Below are 18,387 nucleotides of genomic sequence, written 5' to 3'. Positions count from 1 at the left end.
ATATGCTTCTTTACTTAATCATACAGCTCCTAACGGAAAGGCAACATCAGCAAAGAGCAACTTGCTATCAGAGTTGACTCTCAGCTTTTCTATGGTAATTTGATACAAACAGATACAATGCTGCAAATATCAGCCCAATTATTACCCAACCCCACCACCGGATCGCTATATCGGCTGAGCCCACTGCTGATGCAGCCAGAATCCCCCAAGGCCGTGTCAGCAAAGTAATAATAAAAAATTTGCTGAATTTTATCCTGCTGAGTCCTGCTACAACACAAACCGCATCATCCGGAAAGAATGGAAGAAAGAATATCAATGCAAGCAGTATATCTCCCTTGCGCGCAAGAAGGCGTCCATACTTATTTGCAATTTTGGGGCTGATAAATCTATCGGCAAAGGGCTTCCCCAATTTTCTTGCCAGCACAAATACCGCAATTGAACCGCATATTATTGCCGCCGCACTGATGAAAAATGCCTTCCACAAGCCGAATATCATCCCTCCTGCAGCCGAGCTTATATTGCTGGGTATAGGAGCAATAATAACGGATACAAGCTGAATTATGAAAAAGGCTAAATCCGCCTTTGTTCCGAACCCAACGATATACTCCTTAAATGCTTCCAGCGAGGTGATGATATCCAGAATACCGCTTGTTTTTATATATACAGCCGCCCCAATTAATCCTCCGGTAATCCCCAAAAGCCAATAAACATATCTGAGCTTTCCTCCCTTGTTATTCATACAGCGCTTAACCCCCTGATGCAATTTCTCTCTATCATATAATGGTTCTCCCGCTTTCCAAAATGCTTCAAGTCACCCTTGAATATGATATTGCTCTTGATATCCAATAAGCTTTGGGGTCTGACCAGGTTGCCGGGCATATTTAAATCTGCAATGCCGCTTTGATTCAAAACATAATATACAAATTCAGAACATACAAAACGCTTATCTTCATATCTCTCCACATCAAATAAGTTATAGAACAATCCTTTGTAATTATATTTATACAGATGACTATTCGAGATGAATCCGCCAACTATGCTTTGGGCCTTTTCGTACTGCTGCTTTGAGACCTTAACCTCCAATACTATGCAAGGCACTTCCTTCTGAAGCCTATAAAACCCATCATCTATATACTCCCTTTTAAACCTGCCTATAAAAGGATTGTATATGTATTTCCTTCCGAAGCTGTACATTTTGTTGAGGTCTTTGTCCAATGCTATTGAAGCATGTGTGTATTCATCATTCATAAATAGCCTGATGAGCCTTGATAATACCGTATTTGTCCTGGTCAGAACAATATAAAGATGATTTTTGTCCATGATCGAGCAGCTCCTTTTTATGTGATGAATCCATTATGCAATATGGAGCTTAACAATCATTGAAGGAAATCTTAAGATTATCTTAACATTGTCTTACAATTTTGTTTCTTTACCAACATGCACATTTAATGCATAAAAAATAAGCCATATAACTGGCTTATTTTACTTATCTATATATAACGTGAAAAAGATTTTACAGCATAACAGCTATGTAGAATATTTAATGCGTTATATATAAAATCTACCCCAAGGGCAGACCTACAAAAAATTTTATCCTGTTTTCTTCACACTCAGCCCAGATATCGCCATGATGAAGATCCACTATATTTTTAGCAATAGCAAGGCCGAGTCCCGAGCCTCCTGTGCCTGAAGATCTGGACTTCTCCAGCCGGTAGAACCGGTTGAAAAGATTGGGCAGTTCTTCTAATGGTATTGGATCCCCATTATTTTCTATGCACAACAAAGCTTTATCCTGCTGGCGGTATATCCTTACCAATATCTTCCCAGGCTTATAAGAGTATCTTACAGCATTCATCAGAAGGTTTTCAAAAACTCTGGCTATTAAATCCGCATCAACGCGCACAATCATTTTTTCATGGGGAATTTGCTTTACAAATTCCAATCCATTTTCTTCGCCGGCGGGAACCAGCTCCTCAATCAACTGTTCCATCAACTCGTTGATATTCACATCAGTGATATTCAGCCTTATACCCTGGTTAGATATCTTAGTGTATTCAAAAAGATCATCGATCAATGTCTTAAGCTTTTCAGACTTTCCATATGCTATATTGATATAATCCTCCAGCTGCTTGTCATCTTCATATTTTTTATCGCCGACCAGCTTTAAATACCCCATAATGGAGGTAAGCGGGGTTCTCAGATCATGTGATATGTTGGTGATCAGTTCATTTTTAGTTTTCTCTGCTTTGCGTTCTTCCTCTATTTTGCATTTGAGCTCTTCTGCCATGCTGTTTATATTGTCGGCAAAAGAAGCCAGTTCATCTGACCCCTTGCTTACTACCCTGAAGTCAAGGTTGCCGGTAGATATGACCCGAAGCCCGGCCGCAAGCTCCTCAATATATTTCATCTTTTTCCTTGTGAGCATCTGAAATGAAATGCCAAATACACCGACAAAGACTATAACAGCTGCCAGCATTACCAGCAAGTCTACATTGCTCCTGTAAACTATATTTGCTTCAGGTACTCCGGTGCCTATGACATAAACCTCTGTTTGATCTACCTGGGACGGATAGAAACTGGAATACTCCAATGGTTGCCCCCTATTATCCTGCACAGCCGCAGGGCCCATTACTTTTTTAATAAGGCTGTATAGATCTATCTGAGTTTCTTGGGCATTTTTTGATTTGTAAAGCACTTTACCGTCCACATCTGCAATTATTATTTTATAGTTATGCTCTCCAACGGTATCATCAATGATTTCCTGAACAGTTTTATCATCCGACCGGAGAGACGGGTCTTCAGCCAACCGCTCCGCAATATACCTGGCAGCTTCATCGATCTGGTATTGGCCCCGAGTATATTCTATGCGCGCCTTTTTTGTATAGTCGGCTAAAAAAGCAGACGTAACAGAACTTATCAGCATAGATAATAAAAGACAAATAGTAAAAGTCAGAATCATCTGCATGCGGATGCTGGCCTCTATTCTGCTGCGAATCGCTCGAGAAGCCTTTTTTAAAGGCCCGGATAATTGTTTTATCGGCCAAAACAGCTTTTTCATCAGCCAAAATACTGGCTTCATCAACCAGATCAATGGTTTTACCAGCCAAAACAATGAAAATCTAATTTTCAAATTTATAGCCTACCCCCCATACCGTTTTTATATATTGCGGCTTTCTCGGATTCATTTCAATCTTTTCTCTTATTTTTCTGATATGAACCATGACCGTATTATCCGATTCATAATAATCTTCTTTCCAAACGCTTTCAAATATTTTTTCTATGCTGAATACAATGCCTTTATTTCTGGCAAGCAATTCAAGAATATCAAATTCCCTGGGGGTCAGCTTCACCTCTTTGCCATCTACGATAACCTCATGAGTAGCAACATTTATGCTGAGATTGCCGATATCAATTTCATCCTTTTTCTTCTCGTTGGGTATATTAAGCCTTGTGTACCGCCTTAGCTGGGATTTGACGCGGGCGATAAGCTCCAAAGGGTTAAAAGGCTTTGTTACATAATCATCGGCGCCGGTACTGAGCCCCATGATCTTATCCATATCCTGGCTCTTGGCAGACAGCATGATTATAGGCATGTTTTTTTCTTCCCTTATCCTCATGCATGCCTGAATTCCATCCATTTTGGGCATCATAATATCAAGGATGATCAGATGAACTTCACTTTTCTTCAAAACCTCAAGGGCCTCCAGACCGTCAGAGGCTTTCAGAACAGCATAGCCCTCATTCTTCAGGTATATTCCGATTAAATCGCTGATCTCCTTTTCATCGTCAACAATGAGCACAGTTTCTTTATCCGTCATAATACTATCCACCGCCGTATCTATCAATAATATATTTTTTACAACAATTGCTCTTCATTATATATTAAATTTCTTAATAAAATCTTCCGCAAATTCTTAAGATTTTCTTAAGGCTTTAACTACGCATGAGCCCTATGAATATTACCTTAATTATATAATACCACCGATGCTGTCCAAATTGCTGCATAAAAAATCTTCCTGCCGCTTCGGCCATCGTTGATAAGGATTCTTGAAAAATATTTGTTTTGATATGGCGGGCGAATGATATAAATTTTTTCCGAATACTTTGCAGCCTTTTCACCGTATAAAGCGTATATAAGGTAAAGGAGGTGGAGCGAATGGCATATAAGTCCTGTCGGCCGGAGGACTTCGAGGCGTTTGTAATAAAGCACGAGAATAAGCTCTACCGCACGGCGCTCGCTATTATGGGAAATATATCCGATGCCGAAGATGTGGTGCAGGAGGCGTTTTTGCGTGCCTATGAGAAGGCTCCGGAATTTCAGACAGATAATCACGAGAAGGCGTGGCTCATCAGGGTAACGGTAAATCTATGCAACAGCCGCCTTCGCTCACCCTGGCGAAAACGCAGGGAACCGCTTCTGGCTTCCTATCCTGCTGCCGAGCCGGAGCAGCATGAGCTGCTGGAGCACATTCTGTCTTTGCCGCCCAAATATCGTGCCGTCATCCATCTGTTCTACTACGAGGGTTATTCTGTAAAAGAAATTGCCGGGCTGACCGGGCAAAAGGAAAGCACTGTTCGTAGCCTGCTCACCCGAGCCCGGCAAAAGCTCAAGTCCGTCTTAAAGGAGGACAATATTTATGAAAGCATATAATCAATATATGGACAATATCTCAGTTTCGGATACACTCCACCACAGGCTCATATCACATACTGCCAATGCCAGGCCCGCACGCCGCCCAGCTATGATCAGGCGTTATGCCACGGCCTTTGCCTGCCTCGCCGTAATTTTATTGGGAGCGGTGGCAATACCGCAGCTAATGCAAAGCAATACACCGGGGAATACTCCGTCTGTTTCACAACCCGGTGTGTCCGCACCATTACCCGGAGAAGCCGGCAAATACGCGCTTATTTTCAATAAAGCCGACAGCCTGCGTTCTGCGGATAGTGCCTATATTTCAGGTCATTTCTGGCAGGAGCTGACCTCCGATGAACTTAAAAAGGTCTTCCCCGGCTTGACGGATACGTATGCCGTTACAGCCACAGCCAATTTTCAGGGCGATGGAACGCTGCTCAACATTGAGGCCAATGCGGTGTCAGTAAACGGCTGCGCGTCTTATATCCAGGCCGCTCCCGGAAAGGTCTTGCTTGACTATGTGCTGAATGGCCGGGTTAAAATTTCCGATGTCCTCGGCACAGCGGTCACTGCAGGGTATTTTGAGACCAAACCGAATAGCAAGGGCCAACGAAACATCATATATTTTGCTTCCTTCAAGATCGCTAACTTGGACTACTATGTGGAGCTTGGCGGAGCAGAAACGAAAAAGGAAGAGCTTCAAAAGGAAATCTCTGGGCTTATTGGCCTTCTCATTAAAGGAGGCGCAGCCGACCTCAGCGCATTTGATAATCCCACAATACCTGAGCTGCGCGAAGATGCTCTTGACTTGAATGAGGCCCGTGCCGACGCTGACTTCGGGCCGTATATGCCTGCGAGTATGCCGTCCGGATTTGCCTTCGAGTCCGCCATGCGTTTTATCAATCAGAAGCAGAATTACCTCAGTGCCCTATGGGTAAAGGGCATGGGTAGTATTCACTGGCGCATTTCTGCTCTGGGAGAGGATGACAAGGCAAGGATCACCTCTGTGACCGACAGGCAAAACTATGATCTTTCACTCTATCGCATTCCCCGCGCCGATTCGGTTCCCGATGGACTGAGGGAGATGGTGAATGATCCCATCTTCCACAGCGAAGATCTCACTCTGGATGTAGTGCGCACCCGAACCTATGAGGTTTCGGATGCAGGGGATGAACCTGGCTGCCGGATGCGTTTCGGAGTGCTGTATGGAGATACCTTGGTGGAAATTAACGTCAAGGGTGCCACATCGGAGGAGATGTTTCAGATATTGCAGCAGATCAAGAAATAAGGAAGCCTCATACGAAATCATATTACAGCATCACTAAAAGCGCTTCATTTCTATAATTATTTAGAAATGAAGCGCCTTTTCCCTATCATGAATGCTGAACTAGATGCCAAAATACTTATCATAATTTTCCTTTATGAGAATTTCTGCATGCTCAAAATGAGCACTCATCGTATCTGCTGCGATTTTTATATTTCCAGCGTGATAATGCTCCAGTATATTTCTGTGTTGAATAATCGATTCAGCTTTACTGGTGTTATTGGAGTAATAACATTTTACTAAAATAGAACGTAAAGTATTATACCTTATATATATTTCTCTGAGCTTGCTATTGTTTGAGTGATCAAAAAATAGCAAGTGAAAAAGATAATCATAATATAAGTACTCGTCATCATCAATGTATCTTTCTTGATTGATGATGGATTCTTCAAGCAAGGCAGATATTTCATCGATATCACCATTCTTTGCGGAAAGAATCACGGCATCCCGGCACAGCAGCCCAATCAGCTCGTTGATCTCTATCGCATTTTCCAGGCCGAAGTCGATAATCTTAGCTCCTACCTTTGTAATCTCCTCAATCAGATTATCCTGATAAAGCCTGTTGATAGCATCACGGACAGGAGTGGAGCTGACCCCAAAACGCTCTTGCAATTCTCGATTCGTAAGCCTTTTACCAAACCCTATTTGATGATTGAGTATCTCCTCTTTTAACACATCGTAAATCTGCTCAGATAAAGATTTTTTTATAATCTCTGCCATTCCAATCACTTACCCTAATCCGTCGTTTTTTTAATCATATAAAAATAAACCTATTTTGTCAAGACTTCTAAATCTTTAGCAGACGCGTGTAAATAAAGTATTGACACATCACGCATTGAATATTGCTTTGAGCGGTGTTATTCATAAAAACTTATCCCGCAGAGCCGTTTAAAATTAAAGTGGTAGAGCCATGTAAAACGATGACCAGAGAAGAAAGATTAGAAGTTTGCAAAAAAGCAGGATACAACACATTTCTAATAAACAGCGAGGACACATACATTGACCTTCTTACAGACTCAGGCACAACAGCTATGTCTGATAAACAATGGGCAGGTATGATGATCGGCGACGAGGCCTATGCAGGCAGCAAAAACTTCCTTCATTTGCAAGAGATAGGCAGAGAATATTATGGCTTCAAGCATATTGTTCCTACTCATCAGGGTCGTGGAGCCGAAAACCTGCTGTCAAGGCTCATGATAAAGCCGGGAGATTATGTGCCAGGCAACATGTATTTCACAACCACAAGATATCATCAGGAGGCAAACGGTGCTGCATTCAGAGATATTATTATCGATGAAGCCCATGACTCTCAAAAAGACCTTCCATTCAAGGGCAATATAGACCTTAACAAGCTTCAAGCCCTTATTGATGAGGTTGGCGCAGAGAAAATACCATACATCTGTCTTGCAGTTACAGTCAATCTTGCCGGCGGCCAGCCTGTTTCCATGGCAAACATGAGGGCAGTTAAGGAGCTCGCACATAAAAACGGCATCAAAGTGTTCTTCGACGCAACGCGCTGTGTTGAAAATGCATATTTCATCAAAGCAAGGGAGGAAGGCTATGCAAATGTACTCGTCAAAGACATCCTCAAAGAGATGATGAGCTATGCAGACGGCTGCACCATGTCCGGTAAAAAGGACTGCCTTGTTAATATCGGCGGCTTCCTGTGCATGAATGATGATGATATGTATACAAGGGCAAGAGAACTAGTCGTTGTATATGAAGGCATGCCGTCATACGGCGGCCTTGCAGGCCGTGATATGGAGGCTATGGCCATTGGTATCACAGAATCGGTAGACGAAGGTTATATCGAGCATAGAATAAAACAAGTAGAATATTTTGGAGATAAATTGATAGCTGCCGGCGTACCAGTGGTACAGCCTATTGGGGGACATGCTGTGTTCCTTGATGCCAAGCTATTCCTGCCCCATATTCCTCAGGAAAAGTTCCCTGCGCAATCACTGGCTGCACATCTGTACATTGAGTCAGGAGTTCGTTCAATGGAAAGAGGCATAATCTCTGCAGGCCGTAATATTGAAACAGGCGAAAACCATAAGCCAAAGCTTGAGCTGGTAAGGCTTACCATTCCGCGCCGTGTTTACACCTATGCGCACATGGATATTGTTGCTGATGCTTGCATCAAGCTATATAAGGACAGAGGCAAGATTAAGGGCTTGAAATTCACATATGAGCCGCCAATGCTCAGATTCTTCAATGCCAGATTTGATATAGCCGATTAATATATGCCTGACTTGCTGGAAAAACGATGGTAAAGCAGTTGTAATTATTATACCCCGAATTATTATAAATCCAATTATAATAATTCGGGGTATTTTGATGTATTCTGCTGTTTTAATCCAAATCATGTATGAAAAGTCCGCTTCTCAGCTTGGGCTCGAACCAGGTGGACTTGGGGGGCATGATTTCCCCTGCGTCTGCAATAGCCATCAAGTCCTCTATAGAGGTCGGATACAATGAAAAGGCAATAGCCATACCTTCCGCTGCCCTCTTTTCCAATTCCTCCAATCCTCTTATTCCGCCTACAAAATCAATTCTGTCATCTGTTCTCGGGTCTGTAATGCCCAGTATCGGATTCAAAAGATTATCCTGGAGTATGGACACATCTAGGCTGCCTACTGCATCATGGGGATTATAGGTCCCTTTCTTGGCAGTCAGCTTATACCACTTATTATCAAAATACATACCAAAAGTATGCTTCTCATCAGGCTTATACTGACCTTTGCCGGAGAATTTTTCCACTATAAATTTTTCATTGACCTTTTCCATGAAGTTCTCGGCCGTATACCCGTTCAAATCCTTCACAACTCTGTTATAATCCATTATCCTCAGCTCATTGTGAGGGAACAAAACTGCCAGGAAATAATTGAACTCTTCATCCCCTTTATAATCGGGGTTTTCTCTTCTTTTCATCTTGGCCACTTCCACGGCGGATGCGGCTCTGTGATGGCCGTCTGCGATATAAAGGCTGTCTAAGCCGCTGAACAGAGATATTAGGGATTTTATGATCTCATAATCATCTAGGACCCAAACCGCATGCTCTATGGCGTCCTCTGAGACAAAGTCATATATAGGCGCATTTCCCTTCATCCATCTACCTATCATTTCAGAGATTTCTTCTTGAGCCCTATACATCAGAAATATTGGGCCCGTGTTTGCATTGCAATGCTTCACATGGCTTATTCTATCTTGCTCCTTATCTTTTCTCGTGTTTTCATGCTTCTTTATCCTGTTATTCATATAATCATCTGCAGAAACACAGCCCACCAGGCCGACCTGCTCATGACCATCCATTACCTGCTTATATATATATAAGCTTTCCTTTTCATCTTTTTTCAGCCAGCCCTTTTCCCTCATAGCTTCAAGATTTTCTCTCGCTTTATCATATACTCTTTTATCATGGATATCTACGGATGGATCAAGATCTACCTCCGCTTTGTCTACATGAAGGAATGAATAAGGGTTTCCTTCCACCATTCTCCGGGCTTCTTCACTGTTCATGACATCATAGGGCAGCGCCGCTACCCTCGAAGCAAGCCCGGGTACCGGCCTTATTGCCCTAAAGGCTTTCAGCGCAGCCATTCAATTCACCCTCCTGCACAAAATCCAAAATTATATTTACTATTTCCTCTCCGATCCTCTCCTGAGCTTCCATGGTGGATGCACCTATATGAGGGGTGCAGGATACCTTGTCATGGCTGCACAGCGGGCAGTTCTTTGCCGGCTCCTCCACGAACACATCCATCGCCGCCCCCGCCAGCTTGTCGGAGTCGAGAGCTTCTATCAGGGCTCCTTCATCCACGACTCCTCCCCTGGCGCAATTTATTATATATGCTCCATCCTTCATCTTGCCTATCTCTTCTCTGCCTATAACTGCCCTTTCTCCGCTGTAAGGAACGTGAAGGGTAATAAAATCCGAAACAGCCAGCAAGTCGTCCATAGGCAGATATTTATATTCGGGGAATCCATTTATTTCTCCTGCAATATCAGTATACACCACATTCATTCCCAGGGCCTTTACTTTTCTTGCCGTTTCTCTGCCTATCCTTCCAAAGCCGATGACGCCTATTGTCTTGCCAAAGATCTCAATCCCTTCATAGGCTTTTTTGTTCCATTTTCCCTGCCTCATGGTAACATTTGAGTTGTGAATAAATCTGGCCAGGTTGAACATATGCCCTATTACCAATTCAGCCACAGATGAGCTGCTTGCATTGGGGGTGTTCCTTACGATGATGCCCTTAGCCCTTGCATAATCCACATCTATATTATCAACCCCCACTCCGCCGCGGATAACGAGCCTTAATCTGCCTGTCTCACAGGCAGCATCTATCACAGGCTTTCTGACCTTGGTGGCTGAGCGCACTACCAAAACATCAAAAGCTTTGATTTTTTCCATGAGCTCTTCCTGTCCATAATATTGTTCCACTACTTCAAACTTCATATCTTTCAGCTTTTCTACAGCTGCTTTTTCCATTCCATCCGCTATCAATATTCTTAACATTATCCTTTCTCCTCTCTTTATCAATCTTGGATCAGCCTCTAGATTAGGGGATTCCTCATAGGTCTTTTTTGTAACCTTGAACGAGACTTCATTCACTGGAGTTTAAAACTTAACTAACCCCCTCCGTGAAAATCCGTGCATAATTCCGTGTTAATCCGTGTTTTCCGTCCTCCCCGTTTCCCCTATTTGCCTAAAATATCATCTATCTCTTGTATCAGGCCCTTTACATCATCCAAGGTGTAATCCCCCATATGAGAGATCCTGAAGGTCTTCTCCTTTAAATTCCCATAGCCGTTGGATATTGCATATCCCCGTTTTCCTAGCTCCTTATTCAATAAGGATACGTCAATTTCTTTAGTATTTTTTATGGTGGTCAGTGTATTTGAGGTATACTCTTCTCTGGGAAAAATCTCAAAATTCTTCTTAGCCCAGGCCCTTACATATTGAGCCATCTCTAAATGCCTGGCAAATCTGTTTTCGAGTCCCTCAGACAAAATCTTATCCAGCTGGTAATCCATGGCATACATTATAGGTATAGCCGGTGTGGACGGGTATTGATAATCCTTTTTCTGAATGTATTCATAAAGCTCCAGAAGATCTAAATATACACCCCTGTATTTTACCTGCTTTGCCGCTTCTACAGCCTTCTTGGACATAGATGCTACGGCCATTCCCGGAGGCATCCCGAAGCATTTTTGAGTTGAAGTGATGCATATATCTACACCTAGCTTATCTACCTCAATCTTTGTTCCTGCCATAGAACTCACCGCATCCAGGCACCAGATGACTTCCGGATATTTTTTCATCACCTTTGAAATCTCTTCCACCGGATTCATAACCCCTGTAGAGGTTTCATTATGCGTAATCGTGATCAAATCATACTTCCCGGTTCCAAGAACTTCATCCACCATCTCCGGTTTAGTGGCTTCTCCCGGTTCAACGGTAAATTTGTCTGCCGGCACATTGTTGGACACCGCCATCTTGTACCACCGGTCTCCGAAAGCTCCTACAGAAAATACAGCCGCTTTTTTCCTTGTACATGATCTGATTGCCCCTTCCATCAGCCCGGAGCCTGAAGAAGTGGAAAGAAGGATTTGCTCCTTTGTATAAAAAACTTCTTGGAGCTTTTCACTTATACTCCTCTGAAGGATAGAAGCCTCCTTTGACCTGTGCCCTATCATAGGCCTTGTCATTTGCTCCAGCACATCCTGCTTTACATCAATAGGACCCGGAATAAATAGTTTTTTGTGCATTTTTCTGCCTCCCTTTTTAAAATAAAAAATAAAAGTCTTTCATCCACAAAGGGACGAAAGACTCTTCTTCCGTGTTGCCACCCAAATTAACCAATAGATCTTTTGAGTATTTTGACATACATACAGGCCCAGGACATAAAATCCCACATTAAAAAAAGCCCTTCATCCCATAAAGGGACGAAAGACTTGCTTCCGCGTTACCACCCAAATTGATCTAGTGATCCTCTCTATGCAGTGTAACGGCTGCCCCCGTTTTGCTCCTCGCAATCCCTCCAGGGTGGATAAGATAAAATCTCAGACCTGCTTGCACCAGACGCAGGCTCTCTCAACTAAGTATTTATCATTTTCCCTGTCACCAGTTTTACCTATTTCGAATTATTATACACTCACTTTTTTAAAAATGCAATAGGCAAATCGATAATTTTTAAAAAAGATTGTGATGAATAAATCCATTGCTTAATGGGTAAAATCTATCTAGCACGATAGATGAAGCTCCTAAAATACAAAAGATGAAACAATAAAAATAGCCCTACCCCCGGGGCTATTTTTATTGCGTGCCTATCTCAATATATAAAAATAATCCGAATCTGCACCAAATATCATTCCCTGGTGCTTCTTTATTACTTTTTGCTGGACTCTGTCATATATATAAATAGTGAAATCATCTTCATACAATTCATAAGCTATTATAGCGTTGCCCAGTCCATAGACAGAATAAGTAAGATTCCCTTGTATTACATCCTCTATGTTGTTATTTTTCAAATTTATTATATTCCCGTCTCCATATGCCATATATCCGTTATCTTTATCATATTCTACCTTTCTTATTATCATGATGTCATCATTCAAAAGGCTTGGATTGGAAGCTTTAGCAGCTATCACCGCTGTCTTTTTTTCTTTTAAGCTGATACTGTATATATTTGCTTCGTCATTTTTCTGGCTGTACCCTTCCGATATAATGATATCATTATCCTTCCATGAGTATTTCAATGGGATTGGAAAACCGTCGCTGCTGTTGTGGTAGAAAATATCCTCCAGCTTTTCTATAGTCTTGCCCTCCAGATCGATATAATAAAGGTCTACCAGCTTGCTGTCCTCATCCTCAAAATCCTTATATTCGGATTTGAACACCCCGATCATGCTTCCGTCAGGGGATATTTCCGCTCCTATTATATAGTCCATTTTATCAGCGGCATATCCGAATATAAGCTTGCCCGGCTTGCCTTGCAGCACTTCTTCAAGGGTATAGAGCCATATGCTTTTGCTGTTGTATATGAGAAAGCTTTTGCCGTCCGGCATCCATTTACATCCGAATATTATGCTTTCCATATTATCAATGCCTCTCAAAAAATGCTTCTTGACACCGTTGTTCAAAAGCTCCAGCAAGACGGGCCTTACAGGGAAGAAATCTCCCCCAGTATCTATAATCCTATATCCAAAAGCATATTTCCCGTCCGGCGCTACTTCCTCCAGCTCAAGGATTTCATCCCCGATGGGCATATCTCCGGCAATATTGCCTTTGGCATCTATCTTTGATATCTCTTGTGCCTCTTGCACAAGGAATCCGAAAGCTTTATTCATTTCAATTTCCTTATATTCCTCACCCGTTGCTGTCTTTGCACCATTAAAGCTTATAGGGTAGGATTGTCCGACCTGCATATCGGAAAAATGAACTGTAAGATTGCTGTCATCCTTCCAAGCTATTGACACCTTTGCCGTGAATTCTTCCGGCACATACCTAAAGCCGTCTAAAAAAGCCTCTTCTACACTTTTTCTGTTCATCGGATAATTGAAGGTGACTTCAAAATCCTTATCCTTCTCATCCAAAGTATAGGAGTTAAAGTCAAACCCGGAATCAGAGCTTATGGTAGGGTCATTTTTCAGCCTTATGTATGCATTCACCTGCTTCTCTCTTTTTAAAGACAGGCTAATATCCTCAGCGAGTTTTTTACCTTTATCATCAATGATTCCTGCTTTCAAAGTTATTTTTATCTCATCGGGAAGGTTCCCAGTCTCATTGAATTCAGCAGTTATTCTCGTCGTATCAATCTTGTCGCTATGTATAATGCTTGTCTGAGGCTTCACCTCCCCGGATGAAACTACCAGATACTTTTCCAGGTCCTCGTCCTTTATATTCAGCTTGCCGTCAAACCAGAAATCAAGCTGAAATGGGTTGTCAAAAGTCCCCTCCTGCTTCTCCTTCAAGGATATTTCTCTGTTCCCAACGGCCATGACTATCTCGAAGGGCTTTAATGGATTTTCCGGTTCATTGCTGCCGGGACCGGTTTCTATGCCCTTGCTGCAGCCGGTTAATAATACAGCAGCTAAAATTATTGCCGTCAACCTCTTCAATATCTCTCACTCCCCCTTTTTAACACTGAATGAAATCCCATTCAAGGAACAGGGGCCCATAGCTGCAAAATGCGCATATTTGTGATTGCAGTATGTCCCCGGTTAACTTTAATTATTCCTATTTCCAATTAGACTGATTTTATCGATTATTTGTTCCATTTATCCCCTTCTGCCGTGCCTTATCACTGGGCTGGTGCAGCGCCTAAGGTGTTCAGCTTCTGGAGTATGCCCTGGAGCTCGTTTATCTTCTCGCCGTATAGGGCCCAATTGCCTGCCTTCATGGCTTCCTGAGCCTGATTGAAGGTATCATTGGCCAGGATTATAAGCTCTGCAACCGTATCAGCTTCTGCGGTTGGCTGGTTTGCCGGCGGTGTTTGAGGCTTCTCCGGTACGTTAGGCTCTTCTTCCTTTGGCAGCGGGAATATCCGGGCGAGAGATTTTTCCAAACTATCTTCCATGACTACTTGATTTCTGTAAAATACTATAACCTTCTTGAGCTCGGGCAATGCGCTGGCATTGCTGGCCCTCAAATATACAGGCTCAACATATAGTATTGAATCCTCTATCGGAATGATGAGCATATTGCCCCTGATAACCTGGGAATTGCCGCCGGATTGGAGCAAATTAATAGCATTGCCTATGGCTACATCCTGGCTTATTATGCCTTCCACCTGCATAGGCCCTTCTACGATCTTACCCGAAGGGAAGGTATAGAGCTTAAGCTGCCCGTAGCTTTCCCCGTCATTTTTCACGGCAAACCAAGCTGTCATATTATTCTTTCCCTGAGGTGTATAGGGCACCATAAGTATGAATTCTTCCTTATCTGAGTCGGGAAGCTTCATGATCAGGTACGAAGACTCAACCGGCTGGCTTTCACTGCTTCCGCTGCTTGGGCCGTATATCTGTGTCGATATATCCCATATATCGCTTTTATTATAGAATTCTCTGGCATCTTTTATATGATATTTGCTGTAAATATCCGTCTGTATATCAAACAAGGTCTGAGGATATCTCAAATGTGCTTTTAAATCACCGGGCATGCCGCTCAGTGGCTTAAACATGGTTCTGAACACCTTGGCATAAGTGCTTATTATCGGGTCATCCTCATCAGCAACGTAAAACTCTACGCTTCCGTTATAAGCATCTACTATAACCTTTACAGAGTTCCTTATATAATTGGTGCTGGTATTTTTGTTTATGGATTGAGAATAAGGATATTTGCTGCTTAGAGTAAATGCATCAATAATCCAATATAGCTTGCCTTCGCTTACTACTATATATGGGTCCTCGTCATAAGCCAGAAAAGGCGCTATCTTTTTTACTCTTTCGATTATCTCTCTGTGGAGCAAAATTTTGCTTTGAGAGTTTATGTCCTGGGAAAGCAAAAAGTTCATCTTGCCCTGAGTCAGCGCCAGCATGATCCTATTCGGCAGCGTAAGCCTTATGCCTCCGGTGCCTTCATATAGGGTTTCTACATTGGCATTGCTTGCAGGATAGTCAAATTCCTTTTCTCTCGTATTTACAATCACAAAATCCTTTGTCAGCTCCCCAAAGTATATCTGCGGTCTCTCAACCTTTATATTCACCTCAGAAGTCACCGGCATATCTCTGACAAAGAGCCTTGGCTGACCCGAAGGAGTTACTTCGTTTACAGGTGACATTGCCACACCGTACCCATGGGTGTATTTTAGATATCTGTTAATCCAGGATGCAGTGTTTCCTACCTCCTGCTTCGGTATATTGGCGCTTTGCAGCTCTCTGGAGGATATGAAAACCTGTCTATAGGTGCCATTGATCATATACCTGTCTATATCTATATCATTGAACTGATAATAGCTCTTCAAGCCCTGAATCTGATTATATATATCCTTTGCCGGTTTATAATCATTTACAGGAATATTATCTATCGTGACCCTGTTTTCTTCAATGTCTTGTCTCACAAGGTTTTGAGCTACCCCAAACTCTTTTTCCTCCACCTTGTCAAGCCCATAAGCATAATTAGTGTAATCTATATTATGCTGAATATATTTCTCTTCCTTTGCCGACTCGTTTGGAGTCACTATAAGGTTCTGTACGGCTGTGGATACAACTCCGGATAATAATATTGCCGCAACAAGGATAAGGGGGCCGAATATGGCCAGCTTAGGCTTCTTACCTTTATATGAAATCATAAAAGATATTGCGGTTATAATTGAAACAGCAATATATACATAGTAGAAAGGCAATCTCACACGAATATCGGTATAACCTGCTCCAAAGGCTATACCATTGGTAGAATACAATAATTCGAAGCTTCTGAGATAAAAACCGAAAGCCAGCAGCAGAAAAAATATCCCTCCCAAGAAGGATAGCTGCTTCCAGGCTGCACTCAATACATCCTTATAGGACACACTCTTTATTCGGCGGACATTAAAACCATCTTCTATGCCTACATCCTGCTGTTTCGGAGAAACCAGCAATATGGCATTGAATACTAAGGTTATTATGGCAAAGAATGCTATAATGCCCAGCAAAAATCCGTAGAGCTTATTCAAGAAAGGCAGCGTAAATATATAAAAGCCGATATCGTATCCAAAAATCGGATCTTTTATATTAAATGGCGTTTTATTGATAAATATCAGAAAATCGTACCATACCTCTGTAACAAAGGCTATGGAAAATATGACGGAAATCAGGCCTGAAACAATGATGAATACCCTGTTCCTTGTTTTGCTTTCCTGAGCCGATAGTATTGCCCCGCTCCTCTTTATTGAATGTGCGTTGATAGATTTCATGAATACATAAAATAAAGCGAAGTTAACTATCAAGGAAGGTATAAAAAATTTAATCTGAGTGAAGAGCTTTTTAAAAAATACTTCTCTGAAGCCTAGCTCTCCAAACCACTGAAAATCGATCAAATAACCGGACAAAGTTGCGAATACGGCAATAACCATAACCAACAAGATTAATATTATTGCAAGGCCCTTGAGCTTCCAAGTCCCTTTACCTTTCATCGTTATCCCTCCAAAAAAAGAATATGGCTTATGTAAGTAAATTATACAATCATAAGCCAAAATATTCAAATGGTTTTAGTGCTGTTGTCATAACTGATAACGACTCTTGGTCGTTTATCCTCCCAATGACGAGCATAAGTCTCACCTGTAACTCTAAAATAATACCCTCTGTGAAAATCCGTGTTCCCTGTAATCTCTGAGCTCTGAGTTCTGAATCCTGAGCTCTATAGATCCAGCTTCATATCTCCGTTTTTGATATATCCTTTCTTTCTCATGAACTCCGATATGATGAGAGTCAGGGCAGCCGGGAGCAATACCTGAAGTATCAATATTTTCAGCAATATCACTGCCCCGCCGTTTGTACCGGACATGGCAGCAAAAGTCCCGAACTGACCTACAAGTCCGCTGGTCCCCATACCCGCGCCCTCCGGAACATTTTCCATCTTGAACAAAGTAGTGGACAGCGGCCCTAATATTGCGCTGGCTAAGGTTGGAGGAATCCATATCATAGGATTTCTTATTATATTAGGCATTTGGAGCATGGACGTGCCTAATCCCTGAGCTATGAGTCCTCCCAATTTGTTTTCCCTGTAGCTGGCGACAGCAAAGCCTACCATTTGGGTGCAGCAGCCCACGGTTGCGGCCCCTGCTGCTAACCCTTTAAGCCCGAGAGCTATGGCTAATGCCGCACTGCTTATGGGAAGCGTCAATACAACGCCCATGATAGCAGAAACCAATATGCCCATGGGTATGGGATTCATTACAGTGGCTGTATTTATTATGCTGCCCAGAGCAGTCATTATAGCCGATACTACAGGCGATATATATTTGCCTGCAATACCTCCCGCTATGATCACCGAGGAAGGAACCAGCACTATATCCACCTTGGTCTTTCCCGATATCAATTTGCCCACTTCAACGCCTACAAGGGCAGCGATGAAAGCTCCCATAGGCTCTCCTACCCTTATGCCGTATTGATTAGCCGCATTTAAAAATACTGTTCCCGCGCCCAAAGCGCCTGTGACCGCAGAGGAAAACACCGCCAAAGCAGGGGCTTTTCTGCCGTACGCCACAGCAATACCTATAGCCGGGCCCATGAGAAATTTTGCGACTCTGCCTAAGTCCACAAGTATGCTTATCCCTAGCTTGGAGCCTATTTGATCAAGTATAAGTCCGACAATAAGCGATGAAAAGAGACCCAAAGCCATAGATCCCAATGTGTCTATAAGATAACTCTTAATTGAAAACCTCTTGTCCAATTTTTTACCTCCTCAAATGTATTTACACCTGTCTTGTCACCTGTAAATATAAAT

The 18,387-nt window shown here is 42.5% G+C and carries 14 protein-coding genes and 1 other annotated feature; of the genes, 3 read left to right on the top strand and 11 right to left on the bottom strand.

The window, feature by feature from the left end:
* Window positions 1–67: 67 nt before the first annotated feature.
* From LJD61_RS17550 to LJD61_RS17535, 4 genes are all read right to left on the bottom strand, one after another.
* On the bottom strand, window positions 68–739 hold the full coding sequence (locus tag LJD61_RS17550) for a TVP38/TMEM64 family protein (RefSeq protein ID WP_255228860.1): 672 nt from the start codon (window positions 737–739) through the stop codon (window positions 68–70).
* Entirely contained in the window at window positions 736–1,320 is a 585-nt protein-coding gene (locus LJD61_RS17545) for a hypothetical protein (RefSeq protein ID WP_255228859.1), read from the bottom strand. The genes LJD61_RS17550 and LJD61_RS17545 overlap by 4 nt, the downstream gene beginning before the upstream one ends.
* A gap of 241 nt (window positions 1,321–1,561) precedes the next feature.
* Window positions 1,562–3,130 carry a sensor histidine kinase gene (locus LJD61_RS17540; RefSeq protein WP_255228858.1) on the bottom strand — a complete coding sequence of 523 codons (1,569 nt, stop codon included), beginning with the start codon at window positions 3,128–3,130 and terminating at the stop codon, window positions 1,562–1,564.
* Window positions 3,120–3,818: a response regulator transcription factor gene (locus LJD61_RS17535; RefSeq protein WP_255228857.1), complete on the bottom strand. Its 699-nt coding sequence runs from the start codon at window positions 3,816–3,818 to the stop codon at window positions 3,120–3,122. Before LJD61_RS17535 ends, LJD61_RS17540 begins: the two co-directional genes overlap by 11 nt.
* 338 nt (window positions 3,819–4,156) lie before the next feature.
* On the opposite strand from LJD61_RS17535, the gene LJD61_RS17530 reads away from it, so the two are divergent.
* Both LJD61_RS17530 and LJD61_RS17525 read left to right on the top strand, forming a co-directional pair.
* On the top strand, window positions 4,157–4,651 hold the full coding sequence (locus tag LJD61_RS17530; RefSeq protein ID WP_255228856.1) for an RNA polymerase sigma factor: 495 nt from the start codon (window positions 4,157–4,159) through the stop codon (window positions 4,649–4,651).
* Complete coding sequence (locus LJD61_RS17525) at window positions 4,638–5,921, top strand: hypothetical protein (RefSeq protein ID WP_255228855.1); 1,284 nt, start codon at window positions 4,638–4,640, stop codon at window positions 5,919–5,921. The genes LJD61_RS17530 and LJD61_RS17525 overlap by 14 nt, the downstream gene beginning before the upstream one ends.
* A gap of 99 nt (window positions 5,922–6,020) precedes the next feature.
* Here LJD61_RS17525 and LJD61_RS17520 read toward each other — a convergent pair whose 3' ends face one another.
* The gene (locus LJD61_RS17520; protein ID WP_255228853.1) at window positions 6,021–6,677 is read right to left on the bottom strand and encodes a GntR family transcriptional regulator; all 657 of its coding nucleotides are present in this window, start codon (window positions 6,675–6,677) and stop codon (window positions 6,021–6,023) included.
* Between the two features lie 143 nt (window positions 6,678–6,820).
* Here LJD61_RS17520 and LJD61_RS17515 point away from each other — a divergent pair, with 143 nt between their 5' ends.
* The gene (locus LJD61_RS17515; protein ID WP_255228910.1) at window positions 6,821–8,197 is read left to right on the top strand and encodes a tyrosine phenol-lyase; all 1,377 of its coding nucleotides are present in this window, start codon (window positions 6,821–6,823) and stop codon (window positions 8,195–8,197) included.
* A gap of 112 nt (window positions 8,198–8,309) precedes the next feature.
* On the opposite strand, the gene LJD61_RS17510 is transcribed toward LJD61_RS17515, so the two are convergent.
* From LJD61_RS17510 to LJD61_RS17485, 6 genes are all read right to left on the bottom strand, one after another.
* Window positions 8,310–9,557, bottom strand: coding sequence for a DUF1015 domain-containing protein (locus LJD61_RS17510; RefSeq protein WP_255228852.1), 1,248 nt, complete (start codon window positions 9,555–9,557; stop codon window positions 8,310–8,312).
* A complete protein-coding gene (locus LJD61_RS17505; RefSeq protein WP_255228851.1) occupies window positions 9,535–10,476 on the bottom strand; it encodes a D-2-hydroxyacid dehydrogenase in 942 nt (313 codons plus the stop codon). Before LJD61_RS17505 ends, LJD61_RS17510 begins: the two co-directional genes overlap by 23 nt.
* Before the next feature lie 182 nt (window positions 10,477–10,658).
* Window positions 10,659–11,729 carry a pyridoxal-phosphate-dependent aminotransferase family protein gene (locus tag LJD61_RS17500; RefSeq protein ID WP_255228850.1) on the bottom strand — a complete coding sequence of 357 codons (1,071 nt, stop codon included), beginning with the start codon at window positions 11,727–11,729 and terminating at the stop codon, window positions 10,659–10,661.
* 170 nt (window positions 11,730–11,899) lie between these two features.
* Window positions 11,900–12,094 (bottom strand) — a binding site (T-box leader).
* A gap of 193 nt (window positions 12,095–12,287) precedes the next feature.
* Complete coding sequence (locus LJD61_RS17495) at window positions 12,288–14,081, bottom strand: hypothetical protein (RefSeq protein WP_255228849.1); 1,794 nt, start codon at window positions 14,079–14,081, stop codon at window positions 12,288–12,290.
* A gap of 182 nt (window positions 14,082–14,263) precedes the next feature.
* The gene (locus LJD61_RS17490; RefSeq protein ID WP_255228848.1) at window positions 14,264–17,074 is read right to left on the bottom strand and encodes a UPF0182 family membrane protein; all 2,811 of its coding nucleotides are present in this window, start codon (window positions 17,072–17,074) and stop codon (window positions 14,264–14,266) included.
* 224 nt (window positions 17,075–17,298) lie between these two features.
* Complete coding sequence (locus tag LJD61_RS17485; protein WP_408615796.1) at window positions 17,299–18,282, bottom strand: PTS transporter subunit IIC; 984 nt, start codon at window positions 18,280–18,282, stop codon at window positions 17,299–17,301.
* Window positions 18,283–18,387: the final 105 nt, after the last annotated feature.

It is taken from the genome of Lutispora saccharofermentans (assembly GCF_024363565.1).
In the GTDB taxonomy this organism is placed as follows: Bacteria; Bacillota; Clostridia; order Lutisporales; family Lutisporaceae; genus Lutispora; species Lutispora saccharofermentans.
The sequence above is the reverse complement of the archived record's forward strand: the minus strand, read 5'-3'. Positions and strand labels throughout refer to the sequence as shown.

What these genes read in the sequence shown, in the direction of transcription:
- LJD61_RS17550 (WP_255228860.1), bottom strand. Translation starts at nt 739, where the DNA reads ATGAATAACAAGGGAGGAAAGCTCAGATATGTTTATTGGCTTTTGGGG.
- LJD61_RS17545 (WP_255228859.1), bottom strand. Translation starts at nt 1,320, where the DNA reads ATGGACAAAAATCATCTTTATATTGTTCTGACCAGGACAAATACGGTA.
- LJD61_RS17535 (WP_255228857.1), bottom strand. Translation starts at nt 3,818, where the DNA reads ATGACGGATAAAGAAACTGTGCTCATTGTTGACGATGAAAAGGAGATC.
- LJD61_RS17530 (WP_255228856.1), top strand. Translation starts at nt 4,157, where the DNA reads ATGGCATATAAGTCCTGTCGGCCGGAGGACTTCGAGGCGTTTGTAATA.
- LJD61_RS17525 (WP_255228855.1), top strand. Translation starts at nt 4,638, where the DNA reads ATGAAAGCATATAATCAATATATGGACAATATCTCAGTTTCGGATACA.
- LJD61_RS17520 (WP_255228853.1), bottom strand. Translation starts at nt 6,677, where the DNA reads ATGGCAGAGATTATAAAAAAATCTTTATCTGAGCAGATTTACGATGTG.
- LJD61_RS17510 (WP_255228852.1), bottom strand. Translation starts at nt 9,557, where the DNA reads ATGGCTGCGCTGAAAGCCTTTAGGGCAATAAGGCCGGTACCCGGGCTT.
- LJD61_RS17505 (WP_255228851.1), bottom strand. Translation starts at nt 10,476, where the DNA reads ATGTTAAGAATATTGATAGCGGATGGAATGGAAAAAGCAGCTGTAGAA.
- LJD61_RS17500 (WP_255228850.1), bottom strand. Translation starts at nt 11,729, where the DNA reads ATGCACAAAAAACTATTTATTCCGGGTCCTATTGATGTAAAGCAGGAT.
- LJD61_RS17490 (WP_255228848.1), bottom strand. Translation starts at nt 17,074, where the DNA reads ATGAAAGGTAAAGGGACTTGGAAGCTCAAGGGCCTTGCAATAATATTA.
- LJD61_RS17485 (WP_408615796.1), bottom strand. Translation starts at nt 18,282, where the DNA reads ATGGCTTTGGGTCTCTTTTCATCGCTTATTGTCGGACTTATACTTGAT.